This window comes from Pseudomonas cremoris (assembly GCF_014230465.1).
The window spans coordinates 94758-107224 of sequence record NZ_JAAXCY010000004.1; the positions used below are offsets into that span (position 1 = coordinate 94758).

At 61.2% G+C, this 12467-nt stretch carries 7 protein-coding genes; 2 read left to right on the forward strand and 5 right to left on the reverse strand.

Annotation, left to right across the window (positions count from 1 at the left end):
• Nucleotides 1-99: 99 nt before the first annotated feature.
• Together HF257_RS10365 and HF257_RS10370 are read right to left on the reverse strand one after the other, a co-directional pair.
• A complete protein-coding gene (locus tag HF257_RS10365) occupies nucleotides 100-2517 on the reverse strand; it encodes a glucose/quinate/shikimate family membrane-bound PQQ-dependent dehydrogenase (RefSeq protein WP_185707676.1) in 2418 nt (805 codons plus the stop codon).
• 438 nt (nucleotides 2518-2955) lie between these two features.
• Entirely contained in the window at nucleotides 2956-4974 is a 2019-nt protein-coding gene (locus HF257_RS10370; protein WP_185707674.1) for a TonB-dependent receptor, read from the reverse strand.
• Nucleotides 4975-5197: 223 nt separating this feature from the next.
• Between HF257_RS10370 and HF257_RS10375 the strand changes: the two genes are divergently transcribed.
• Both HF257_RS10375 and HF257_RS10380 read left to right on the forward strand, forming a co-directional pair.
• Nucleotides 5198-5431 (forward strand): VF530 family protein, encoded by a 234-nt coding sequence (locus HF257_RS10375; protein ID WP_017738479.1) that lies wholly within the window; start codon nucleotides 5198-5200, stop codon nucleotides 5429-5431.
• A 4-nt stretch (nucleotides 5432-5435) separates the two neighbouring features.
• Complete coding sequence (locus HF257_RS10380) at nucleotides 5436-6062, forward strand: Pr6Pr family membrane protein (protein ID WP_185707672.1); 627 nt, start codon at nucleotides 5436-5438, stop codon at nucleotides 6060-6062.
• A gap of 124 nt (nucleotides 6063-6186) precedes the next feature.
• Here the strand turns inward: HF257_RS10380 and HF257_RS10385 are convergent, their stop codons facing one another.
• The 3 genes from HF257_RS10385 to HF257_RS10395 all read right to left on the reverse strand — a co-directional run bounded on the left by HF257_RS10385 (nucleotide 6187) and on the right by HF257_RS10395 (nucleotide 12431).
• On the reverse strand, nucleotides 6187-6954 hold the full coding sequence (locus HF257_RS10385) for a siderophore-interacting protein (protein ID WP_185707670.1): 768 nt from the start codon (nucleotides 6952-6954) through the stop codon (nucleotides 6187-6189).
• The gene (locus tag HF257_RS10390; protein ID WP_185707668.1) at nucleotides 6951-7472 is read right to left on the reverse strand and encodes a PadR family transcriptional regulator; all 522 of its coding nucleotides are present in this window, start codon (nucleotides 7470-7472) and stop codon (nucleotides 6951-6953) included. The genes HF257_RS10385 and HF257_RS10390 overlap by 4 nt, the downstream gene beginning before the upstream one ends.
• Before the next feature lie 108 nt (nucleotides 7473-7580).
• Complete coding sequence (locus HF257_RS10395) at nucleotides 7581-12431, reverse strand: NEL-type E3 ubiquitin ligase domain-containing protein (RefSeq protein WP_185707666.1); 4851 nt, start codon at nucleotides 12429-12431, stop codon at nucleotides 7581-7583.
• Between the last annotated feature and the right edge of the window lie 36 nt (nucleotides 12432-12467).

Genomic DNA, 12467 nt, shown 5'->3' on the forward strand with positions numbered 1-12467 from the left:
TTCGCGAGCAAGCCCGCTCCCACATTTTGATCTTCGTCACACATGAAAAAGGCGGCGACCCTCAACAGGTCGCCGCCTTTTTATTACTGCCAGTGACGCTTAATCCGGCAGTTTGAACGCCATCACATAGTCACCCTGCTTGGTGCCCAGGGAACCGTGACCGCCGGCCATGACCAGCACGTACTGCTTGCCGTCTTTACCGGTGTAGGTCATCGGGGTGGTTTGCGCGCCTGCTGGCAGGCGGCCTTCCCACAGTTGCTTGCCGTTTTTCACGTCATAGGCACGCAGGTACTGGTCGAGGGTACCGCTGAGGAACGACACGCCACCGGCGGTGGTGAACGTACCGCCCAGGCTAGGCACGCCCATGGTCAGTGGGATTGGAACCGGCGAGCTATCACGCACGGTGCCGTTCTTGTGCATCCAGATGGTTTTGTGGGTGGTCAGGTCGACCGCCGCTACATAACCCCAGGCCGGTGCCTGGCACGGCAGGCCCATTGGCGACAGCAGTGCTTCGAGGATCACGCCGTAGGGCGCGCCTTTGTTCGGCTGTACACCTTCGGTTTCGCTGACACGTGGACCTTGTTTGGCAATGTCGGCAGCCGGGATCAGCTTGGATTTGAACGCCATGTAGCTCGGGTTCACGAAGGCGATCTGGCGTACCGGGTCGACGGAAATGCCGCCCCAGTCGAACACGCCGAAGTTACCTGGGTAAACGATCGAACCTTGCAGCGATGGCGGGGTGAACGGACCGTCGTAGCGCATCGACTTGAAGTCGATCCGGCAGATCAGTTGGTCGAACGGCGTCACGCCCCACATGTCGCGCTCTTTGAGGGGCGGCGGCATGAAGTTCAGGTCGGACTTGGGCTGAGTCGGGGAGGTGTGATCGCCAGCCACCGCACCTTGCGGTACTGGAATTTCATTGATCGGCACCACTGGCTGGCCGTTGGTACGGTCGAGCACGTAGATGCTGCCTTGCTTGGTCGACGCCATCACCGCTTGCTTCACGCCGTCAGCGGTCTTGATGTCGATCAGGGTTGGCTGGCCGCCTACGTCCATGTCCCACAGGTCGTGGTGAGTGAACTGGAAGGTCCATTTCACGTGGCCGCTGTCGATGTCCAGGGCAGTGAGGCCGGCGCTGTACTTCTCGGAGTCCGGGGTACGGTCGCCGCCGTACTGGTCGGGCATCTGGTTGCCCATTGGCAGGTACAGGGTGCCGAGTTTTTCATCCACGGCGAACATCGACCACATGTTTGGCGAGTTGCGAGTGTAGGTCTTGCCCTCGGCCAACGGGGTAGTGTCGTCCGGGTTGCCGCTGTCCCAGTTCCACACCAGTTTGCCGGTGTGCACGTCGAACGCACGGATCACGCCGCTAGGCTCATCGGTGGAGACGTTGTCGGTCACGTGGCCGCCGATCACGACCAGGTTCTTGGTCACGGCCGGTGGCGAAGTGGAGTAGTAACCGCCTGGGGCAAAGCTGCCGATGTTGGCACGCAGATCGACCTGGCCTTTGTCACCGAAGTCTTCGCACATCTTGCCGGTGTCGGCGTTGAGGGCGATCAGACGGGTATCGGCAGTCGGCACGAAGATGCGTTTCGGGCACACGGCACTGACGGGGGCCGCGCTTGCGGAACCGGTCGGGCTCTGCTCGGAGGCGTACACCGCATCATCGTGATACGACACGCCACGGCAGGTCATGTGCGCCCAACCCTTGAAGTTCGCGGCGCCTTGGCTGCTGATCTTCGGATCGAAACGCCAGATTTCCTTGCCGGTGTCCGGGTCCAAGGCAATCACTTGGCTGTGCGGGGTGCACACGTAAAGCATGCCGTTGACTTTCAGCGGGGTGTTTTCCGCGGTGGTCTCACCCGGATCGTTCGGGCCAGGGATGTCACCCGTGCGGTAGGTCCATGCTGGCACCAGTTTGTGCGCGTTTTCCGGGGTGATCTGCGCCAGCGGCGAGTAGCGATCACCGAAGGCCGAACGGCCATAGGAGTTCCAGTCGCCATCGGCCTGGGACGGCGCAGCACTGGCCATGCCCGGTACGGCGTCGCGGTCCAGTTGGCCGGTCTTGACCATTTCACCTGGGTTGGTGAATTGGCTGGCCAGCGCGGTAGCACCCGCCAATACCACGGCGATGCTCAGCGCGCCGGTGCCCAATGGCGCAGGTTGAGTGCGCAGCAACGGACGACGGAACCACGGCAGCAGCATGACGATGCCCAAGGCGAACAGCAGCGCCAGGCGCGGCACCAACTGCCACCAGTCCAGGCCGACTTCCCACAGTGCCCACACGGTGCTGGCGAACAACACCAGTGCGTACAGGCCCAGCGCGGCGCGATGGGTAGCCAACAGCAGCAGGCCGGTCAGGGCGATGCCAATACCGGCCAGCAGGTAGTACAACGACCCGCCGAGCATGCTCAGCTTGACGCCGCCGGCCAGTAAGGCCAGGCCCATGATCAGCAGCAAGACGCCTAGCAGCCTGGGCAGCAGGCGACTTGGGCTTGAGGCACCATCAGTGCTCATAGTGTGTTTCTCCGTTACGTTGGAATTATGTAACCCCATGCTTCACTGTAGATGACGATTCGGCACGGGCTTGGTTCAGCGTTATTTGGTTTTTCTGGGGATAAGTGTGGTTATCCACAGGCGGGCGATTTATTCCCAGGCGCAGGTCGGGGTGAGACAGCGCTGTCTTTGCAGGCAGGGAAATTCGGCAAGATGGGGTCGACCGGGGACGTGAAACGTTTCAGGTTGTTGCTGGGAAGGATAAAGGGAGTGGGCGCGCAGAGAAAGGGTAAATCGCAAGATGCATCATTTCAGATTTGGTAACAGTGACGAATCGTCGCTGCGAAACCAATGTGGGAGCGGGCTTGCTCGCGAATGCGGTGGATCAGCCACATCATCAGTGACTGGCACGACGCATTCGCGAGCAAGCCCGCTCCCACAGGGGACCTGCAGTGAGGTTTAGAAGGTGGTGCGCACACCAAACTGCACACTGCGCCCCGGTGCCGGCGCAATGTCGCGCAGGATCGAGCTGGCATAGCGCACGGTCTGGTTGGTCAGGTTTTCACCGTTCACAAACGCCAGCCATTGGCTGCCGCCGACGTTGAAGTGATAACCCGCGCTGGCACCCAGGGTGGTGTAGCCGTCGGTGCCGCTTTCGTTATCCGGCACGCGGCCTTGCCCGGCGGCATGCTCAACATCGATCCGCGCCTGCCAGCGGTCCAGTTCCCACAGCAAGCCACTGTTCACACGCAGCGGTGCGATGCGTGGCAAGGCTTCGCCCGTGTCGAGGTTGGTGGCGCGGGTGTAGTCACCCGACAGTTCAAGGGCGAACTTGCCGTAGGCGCTTTCGCCGAGCTTCCAGTGATCCTGGGCTTCGAAGCCGGCGAACCTTGCACGCACACCGGAATATTTGTACTCAGGGATGCCGCCGGCGTCTTCTTCACCCTCGTCGTTCAGCGTGCGACCGCTGCCCAGCAGGCCGATGTAGTTGGAGAAGTGGCTGTAGAACACGCCGAAGCTGCCCTTGTGAGTGCCGTTGTCAAAGCGCAGGGCCAGGTCGCTGGACACGGCTTTTTCTTTCTTCAGGTTGGCGTCGCCCAACTCGTAGGTGCCGGTGGCGACGTGGGCGCCGTTGGCGTACAGCTCGTAGAAGGTCGGCGCGCGCTCGGTGTAGCCCAGGGTGGCGGCCAGGGACCAGATGGGCGTGAGGGTGTACACGGCGCCGGACGAGAGGCTACCGGCAGTGAAATCATTGCTCTTGTCGGCACCGGCAAAACGCTCGTTGCCCTTGGCGTCGGGGTCGACGCTGGTGTGTTCCAGGCGCCCGCCGAGGCTGAGTTTCAGGCGTTCGGTGGCCTGCATTTCTTCGAGGATAAATAGCGCGCCAGCGTTGGTGTCGGTCTGCGGTACGAAAGCTTCTTCGCCGAGGGCGGAGAATTCGTTGCGGGTAACTTGCGCGCCGACCACGCCATTGAACGGCCCTATAGGCTGGTGACGGGCTTCTACGCGCGCTTCATAGCCTTTGTTCTTGAAGATCGTGCCAGTCTCGCCGCCTTCGATTTCGCGGTGTTCGTAGTCGGTGTAGCCCGCATCGACTTTTACCGAGGTGAACGGGCCCTGCAGGTTGCGCACTTCGGAGGCGAAGGCGTAGTGGTCCTGCTTCATGCGGATGCGCACGTCTTGCTCGGCGGGCGAGCCGTAGTTGGCGTCGTAGTTGCTGTAGGACAGGCCGGCATAACCGTCGTCCCAGGTGTAGGAACCGCCCACCGCGCCGCCGTCCTGGCGCCCGTCGCTGTTGCCCAGGCGACCATTCTTACCGGGCGCGTCGTCGCTCTCCGGCGCGTGGCGGCTGCGGGCCTGGCCTGGGATTTTCAGGTCGTTGAATTCCCGCGCATTGGCGTCCAGGTGCAAGGCAAACGTGCCGTTGCCGGCTTCCAGCTTGCCCGCGCTGCTGCGGGTGGTGTCGGCGCCGCCGTAGCGCAATTCACCGGCTCCGTGGATGCCTTCGATGGCCTCGGTGGGGATGCGGTTGTCGAAGGTATTGACCACGCCACCAATGGCACTGCCGCCGTACAGCAGTGCGGCCGGGCCGCGCACGATTTCAATGCGGTCGACGTTGACCGGGTCCAGCGGCACGGCGTGGTCGTAGGACAGCGACGAGGCATCCAGCGCGCCGACGCCATTGCGCAACAGGCGAATACGGTCGCCGTCCTGGCCACGGATAATCGGCCGGCTGGCGCCTGGGCCGAAGTACGAGGAGGACACGCCTGGCTGCTTGTTGAGGGTTTCACCCAGGCTGCCTTTTTGTTGCAGGGTCAACTCGTCGCCTTCCAGCACCGTGGTGGGCGAGGCGAGTTGTTCGCTGCCCAGCGGGTTGCCAGTGATGACTTGAGGTTGCAGTTCCAGGGCGTGGGCTTCGGAGCAGATCAGCAGGGCGGCGGCAAGCGGGGTCAAGCGCCACAGAGAAGAAAGGGACATCGGACATTCCTTGGCAAAACGGCAAAAAAGAGCAGGCTTAAGACGGTATCGAGCACGTTACTTTTCATAACAATCTGATAAGTATCGTTACAATATAACATCTCTTTTTTCGCTGAAAAGGGGAACTTTTCCCGAGGGTCTATATTCAATGCGGTGCTTCCACCTGTACGCCCCGTCGGCTAAGGTGCGCGGCTGTGTTTCCTCTTTTTGCAAAAGGCCTGGCATGACCGCGACAAGCAACGACCCACTTCACGGCGTGACCCTGCAACACGTCCTTACCACACTAGTGGAGCATTACGAATGGGACGGCCTGGCCGAGCGCATTGATATCCGCTGCTTCAAGAGCGACCCGAGCATCAAGTCGAGCCTCACGTTCCTGCGCAAAACTCCCTGGGCGCGGGAAAAAGTCGAAGGGTTGTACGTCAAGCTGATGCGCACCAAACGCCCGCTGGATTGAGTCTGTGAAGCGCTTTGTCGCGATGGCGGCGCTGGCCGGTTGGGTGGGGCTGGCGATTCAGCAATACCTGATTTTCTATTCGCGCTGGTCCACCGGCGCCAGCCTGCTGGGCGGCTTGATCAACTTCTTCAGCTTCTTCACCGTGCTGACCAACACTCTGGTCGTCGTGGTGTTGAGTTATGCCCTGGTCCAGCGTGATTCGGCCGCGAAGCGGTTTTTTCTAGCACCCGGAATCAGCAGCGGTATCGCCGTCAGCATCGTGGTGGTGAGCCTGGCTTACAACCTGCTGCTGCGGCATTTGTGGCAGCCCGAAGGCTTCCAATTTGTCGCCGACGAACTGCTGCACGACGTGATGCCGGCGCTGTTTTTTATCTTCTGGTGGCGGTGTGTGCCCAAGGGCAGCCTGCGGTTCAAACACATCGGCGCCTGGGTGATCTACCCGTTGGTGTACTTCGCCTATGTGCTGCTGCGGGGGCATTTGCTCGGGCAGTATCAGTACCCGTTCATTGATGTGGATGCGCTCGGTTATCCACAGGTGTTTGTGAATGCCGGGGGGATATTGGCGGGGTTCATCGTGATTGCATTGACGGTGCTGGGGCTGGATAACGTCCTGAAAACACGTCGAATCTGAGTGGACACAGGTCCAAATGTGGGAGCGGGCTTGCTCGCGAATACGGTGTATCAGTCACACGTGTACCGACTGACCCAACGCATTCGCGAGCAAGCCCGCTCCCACAGTGTGGACCGCGCTAGGCTTACTCTTCTTCGCTGCCTTCGGCACGCCAGTAACCCACGGCCTTGAGGAACTCCTCATTGACCTTGTGCGTATCCAGCAGTACCCGCCGAACCTGGCGTGACAGCTTGGTCTCAGTGGCAACAAAGCTGTACAGCGAGCCACTTGGCAGCGTCAGTTTCTGCACGGTCTCCAGCAGGTCGTCCTGGCCACGAATCACCCAGATCACTTCGACGTTCGCGGCACTGTTCAACGCCTGCTTTTCTGCCGCGTTGGCGATTTCAATCACGGCCAGTACGGTGCGCCCGGCCGGCAACTCTTCCAGGCGCCGTGCGATGGCGGGCAGGGCGGTTTCATCGCCGATCAGCAGGTAGCTGTCGAAGATGTCCGGCACGATCATCGAGCCGCGTGGCCCGCCGATATACAGGTGCTGGCCGACCTGCACCTGATCGGCCCAGGTGGACGCAGGGCCATCGCCATGCAGGACAAAATCGATGTCCAACTCGCCGATGCTCAGGTCGAAACGGCGTGGCGTGTAGTCGCGCATCGCCGGTTGCGGGCCGTCACCCTTGATGTTGAACGTCGGGCTTTCCAGCGCGGCCTGTTCGGCGGCGTTCTGCGGGAACAGCAGCTTGATGTGGTCGTCACTGCCCAGGCTGACAAACCCCGCCAGCTCAGGTCCACCCAAGGTGATGCGGCGCATGCGCGGGGTGATATCGACCACTCGCAGTACTTCAAGACGGCGGCGTTTGATTTCGTGGCTTACGCGGTGGATCACTTGGCTATTCATTGGTCTTTCCCGTCGGCAATGGCTTGAGCGGTGCGATTGAGCAGCGCCGCGACACGAACGATTTCTTCCGGGCTCCAGCGCCCGTGGTGCGAGTGCAAGGCGTGACGCAGGTTATGCACCGCCTCGTGGATTTCGGGCGGGCGGTCATGGCCGCGCAATGAGCGTTTGCTCACATCGATGCGCATGCGCACGCCGTCCAACGCCACCTGCTGCTCGCTTAAGAAGAGACGACCGGCGTCGGTAATTGTGTAGCGTTTTTTTCCGCCATCGGCGTCGCCCTGGATCAAATCGCTTTCTTCCAGAAAGGTCAGGGTGGGGTAGATCACGCCGGGGCTTGGGGTGTAGGCGCCGTCGAACAGGCTTTCGATCTGGCGGATCAGGTCGTAGCCGTGGCAGGGCTGCTCGGCGATCAGCGCCGGCAGCAGCAATTTCAAGTCGCCGGGTGCAAACACCCGGGGGCCGCGACCGCGGCCTGCGCGCGGGTCAAAGCCGTCGCGCTGATGAGGATGGTCTCGCATAGGTGGGAGCCTCTGTGTGTGTCTAGATATAACGTAAGATATATCTTATATGGTGCGCAACGCGCTCCGACAAACGGTCAGCTCCCACAACTAATTTGGATCCCCCCTTTAGAGAGTGCCGGCCTCATGCGCATCCAGCCGCTGCAGCGCTTTACGGGTCAGGTCTCGAGCCAGGTTCGATTCGCTGGGGATGTCCTCGCTGAAACCGCTGGCAAGAATGCGTTCGTAGGCCTGCGTCGTCATCGGCTGGCCACTGAGCACTTCGGCGTGAGGCACGCCCAGGGCATCGGCCAGGGCCAGCAGGTCGGATCGTAGGGTGATGCGTTCCGCAGCCGTCGCACCGGCCCATTGGTTTTGGGCAAACAGCAGGTCATCGAGTGGATCGCTCAGTGCATGGGCGCGGTCGAGGCTGGCCTGGAAACGCTGCGCATGGGTTTCGCGCAGGTACTGCTCCCAAAACGGTTGTTCCAACAGGGCTGTTACCAGCCCGTCGCCGACTTCCTGCCCCAACACATGATCGAACGCATTTTCCAGCTGTGTCAGGCCGACATCGGCCGTGGTCCGATAGCGCATGTGCGGCGACACCCAAGGCAGTTTCAGGCGGCCTTGCAAGGCGCTGTGATAGGCCATGTAAACCTCTACTTCATCCACCGTGCCAGGTACGCCGTCAACCAACTGCGTGCTGAAACGCAGGCCTTGTCCGCCGTCCGAGACCGGTGCGATGCGTTGGCGGATATCGGCCTGGGCGAACCGGTTGAGCCGGTCCAGGCGTGACTTGCCCCGGGCCAGCCCGACCAGTTCGCGCTCGCGCAGGAGGGCGGATGGTTCCCGGCTGATCTCTGCTAAACGCACCTCGACCCCCATCGCATTAAAGATGTGTGCTCCGGCATCGGCGCAGGTGACCGGGTTGCCAGCCATCAAAAACAGGCGCGAACGCAGTGCGTGGTCGCCGTGCATGGCCCGCAGCATGCGCCAGACTTTGTCGGTCAGTTGCGCGCGGCCGTCTTCGTAACGTGCTTCGTCGCGCGCGTCTTCAAACACGTCCGAATGCTCCAGGCTTTTCAGAACCTCGAAGAAACCTTGGGCGCCGTGCTCCTGTTCAAGGTCCAGCCACTGTTGTTTCAATTTTTCTTGACGCGCCAATGGTTGGTTGGCCAGCCAGAATTGGCTGTCGCCTTTGGGCGGATACGTACGGTAAGGGTCCAAACCGGCTGCCAGTCGGTAACTGATCAACCGCTGTTCGGCGCTCGCGCTCAAACGGTTGCGGTCAAGGCGGGCCCAGGCCACCACTTCGGCTTCGGGCGTCCAGGGCAAAAATTGCGGCACGCTGTTGATGGCGGTGTTTTGTACGTCCAGGTAAAAGCCCCAAGGCCTGGACTGTTCGAACAAACCGTCAGGCCATTCGCTGATGTTGGTGTTGTTCAACGACAAGGCTTCCAACTGCACCAGGCCACTCAGGTCTGGCGCGCGGGTCAAACCACGGTTATGGCTCAGGTTCAGTTGCCGCAGTTGGGACATTTCGGCGAGTTGACTCAAGCCGGCGGCGTCCCATGTGATGGGGTTGTTCTCCAGGCTCAAGCGCATCAGTGACGTCATGCCCCTCAGGGAAGGTGGCAATCGGGTCAGTTTGTTATTGCGCAGGCTGAGGCTGATCAGCCGCGGGAAGTTCGTGAGAAATGACGTATCGGTATCCAATAGTTGGGCGTCGATCAAATCCAGGTGCAGCACATGATCGAAGTTGGCGCTCAGCCGCAGGTTTTCCAGCAATCCGGGCAGCCATACGCTACGTATGCTCAGGCGAATGCCGGTTTCGTCTGCGTCGATGTTTTCTTCCCAGGCCCGCAGCAACGATTTGGCCAGGTACAGGCGCTGTTCGCCGATGTCTGTCGGTTCATCGTCCGGCGCGCGGGCGATCCATTGCGTGAGGTCGCGGTGTAACTCATCCTTCTCAAGCTCTCGGGCCTCGAAGCGCTGGCGTTGCAGCGGGTCGGCGAGGGTCTGCAGGTAGGTGTCGATCACGGTTTGCTCGGCATACGGGTAAAGCGTCTTGACCCTTTGTTCCAATGGGCTGGGAAACAAGTCACACAGCCAGGCCGCCGCGCGATGCATGGGTTTTTGCAGAAGTACCAGGGTGTCAGTGGGCGGCGCTTCCCCGACCGGCGAATCCGTCCACAGCGCGCGACGCTGTTGCGGCGTGCGCAATGTGTCGATTACCCAGCCTTTGAATGCTGCACCCTCACCCGGTGCGTAACCCAGGGTCTTGGTTTTGTGCGGGGGCAGTGCGTCAAGCACGGCGTCGAACAAATCGCTGACCTGCTTCCCCCGGGGCTGACCATTGTCGTAAACCTCATAGTGTCGGTCTTTTTTCAGAAGCAGCCGTTGGGCGCGAGCGTTTTGCGGCCCAGCACTGGCACGCACGTTGGCGATGGGCGAGTGCTGGCGGATTTCGATGCGGCAATCTTCTAGGCTGTCGCTGTACACGCGCAGAGTATCGAGGACCATCTGCTCGGTGCTTGGGCCGAGCAACTGAGGGTCATAAAAACCCTGAAGCGCCTCGGCAACCTGGGCTTGCCCGTGCAGTTCCCGGGCGAGGTTTTTCAGGCGCAGGGGCAGGTGCTGTTCGGTGTCGAGGGTGGTCAGCTCATCTGGCCACGCGTGGCTGAGTACGTTGTTCACTAGCGTTTTCGGCAGTCCGGGGCAGGCTTCACGCACCCGCAGGCCGCGCTCGGTGGTGAGGTCTTCACTGCTGCGGTACAGGTAAGCAAACAATGAACCCCTGCGTTGAGCAAACTGGTCGGCCAGGCGATTGCGCAGTGCACCGATTTGCGCCGTGCGGTCTTCTGGCAGCTCGCCCAACAGGCTTGTGAGCTGTGTGCTGTCCAGGGCGTCTACCAGGCGTTCGGGTAATTTGCCTAGGTTCAAATCGTCACGGCTGATGGCCACCGTGTGCGGCGCATCGATTTCGCCAAAGCGCAGGTGGTCGCCGCTGAGATCAGCGTTTTCATACACCAGGATCGCCCGCTCCTGTGGCCAGCCCGGCAGTTCGCGGGCGATGTAGGGGCTCCAATAGGTGTCCTGATCAACCGGTTCGCCGGCGCGCAGCCGTTCGGGCAGTTGCGCGGCCTGCTGATTCAGCCGCATGCGCTTGAGCGTTTCATCCAGTAGCGGCGCGGCTACCTGGTCGGCCTGTACAGCGCGCAGCACGTCATGATCAAGGCCACTGGTGGCAATGATCTGTTGCTGCTGGTCGTCGTTGAACGGCCCCAATTCGAGAAGGCTCCGTCGGTCACTCCAGGCTTGCGGGCTGGTGTTGCGGCGGATCGTGGGCGTGTAGGCGTCGGCGCGGGTGGCGTGCAGGATGCGATGCTGATCGCCGGCAGGTTCGAGCTTCAGGGCATACTGTGCGCCGTCAAGCGGCAAGATTTTTTGCCCTGCGTGCGTGTGTACGCCCAACTCGTCCGGCAGGGAGTCAGCCGGTAATTGCACGGCCTGCTGATACGGCGTCGGATCAGGGTTCCACAGTCGCGTCTTGCCGTTGACCTCGATCGCCTTGAGTTGGTTGACGAATGCCGACTGGGCCAGTTTGCCGCCAACACCGAACGTCGCCAATTGCACCACGTCACTCACTACGCCCACTAAATGCCCTGCAGCTTCCAGCGCTTGGCCCTCGGCCAGGTCAACTGCGCCTTCCACCACTTCATCCAGCAGTTGGTAGGCGGTGTAGGCCAGCATCATCTCCCCCAACAACGGCACGAACGGCGTGATGACCATCAGCGCCACGTTGAGTGCACCCTCAAGGGTATGACTGAACGAGTCCCACCAGGCCCAGCGCGCTTGGCTATCGGCATCTGCCGTAGACACTGCCAGTTCACGGCCGTCGTTGAGCATTTTATTCAGCGCTGCCTGGTACATCTGCGGCCACAACTCGCCGTCGATGCGGCTTGCGCTGTAGGGCGCGCGTTGTTGCAGGCCCTCGATGAAGACTCCCCGTTGTTGCTGGTCCACAAACCGACTGAAGAACTGCCGATAGGTAGGGTCCTGCAGCTTCTTTGCCAGTGCATCACGAAACGCCAGCGTGCTGGGGTAAGCCTGGATCGCACCGTGGGGATCATGGGGGATATACACCACCACCGGCATGATGTCCTTCGCCAGGTCAAGATCAGCGGCGATCAACAGGATGCCGGTCAACAGCGTGTCCATGATGCGCAATCGATAAAAATGCATCACACCGCGCTCACCCTTCACGCAACGTTGCAGCAGGTGGAAAACCTGCGGCTCGATGTCGCCGCGCAATTGGGCCAGGTGCGTAGCGCTGTTCAGTGCCGCCTGCTGGCTGGCGATGACCTCGGCTTGCAGGCTTTGCCGGTCGGCTTCCAGTGGTGGCAACAGGTATTGTTGCAGGTGACGTGCGTATTGAGCACCGAGGTCCAGTTCGCGGCATAGGGCGATGAATTGCTCGATGCTCATCCGGCTAAGGTGCGCCTCGATCTCAAAGTGCCCAAGGGCGTCCGGTTGACTGATGTAGCGAGAGCTGTCGCTGAAATGTTCATCGCTGGAGAAATTTCGCAGGGCAGCATTAAGCAACGACACGGTGCGGCTGGTACTGCCCTGGAGAAATGAACCCTTGGCACTGACCAGAAACAGATGGGTGGCGCGTACATCCAGCGTCAACGCGTAGCGCTGCTGCAGGGCGGCGGTCAGCAAGGGTTCGGCAAATGCGTACACGTCTTGCAGCGCCTTCAAGCGTTGATCGACCGTGTTTTGGGCGGCCCAGGCCCCGGCGTTGGCGACTTTGAGCGGGGCATGTAGCGCGGCGGGCGCGCGCGAAAGTTCGGGCAGTAGCCCCAATGGGGCTTGGCCCAGCGCCTGTGCCCGTGACCAGGCGGCGGTGTGCAGCCAGTCGGGCAGGTTGTTTTGGATCAATGAGTAATGCGGACCTTTATCCGGTGTGGCAGGCATGGCGGATGACCTTGAGTCGTGGACAAGGCCATCAGC

What these genes read in the sequence shown, in the direction of transcription:
- HF257_RS10370 (WP_185707674.1), bottom strand. Translation starts at nt 4,974, where the DNA reads ATGTCCCTTTCTTCTCTGTGGCGCTTGACCCCGCTTGCCGCCGCCCTG.
- HF257_RS10390 (WP_185707668.1), bottom strand. Translation starts at nt 7,472, where the DNA reads ATGCGAGACCATCCTCATCAGCGCGACGGCTTTGACCCGCGCGCAGGC.
- HF257_RS10395 (WP_185707666.1), bottom strand. Translation starts at nt 12,431, where the DNA reads ATGCCTGCCACACCGGATAAAGGTCCGCATTACTCATTGATCCAAAAC.
- HF257_RS10385 (WP_185707670.1), bottom strand. Translation starts at nt 6,954, where the DNA reads ATGAATAGCCAAGTGATCCACCGCGTAAGCCACGAAATCAAACGCCGC.
- HF257_RS10365 (WP_185707676.1), bottom strand. Translation starts at nt 2,517, where the DNA reads ATGAGCACTGATGGTGCCTCAAGCCCAAGTCGCCTGCTGCCCAGGCTG.
- HF257_RS10375 (WP_017738479.1), top strand. Translation starts at nt 5,198, where the DNA reads ATGACCGCGACAAGCAACGACCCACTTCACGGCGTGACCCTGCAACAC.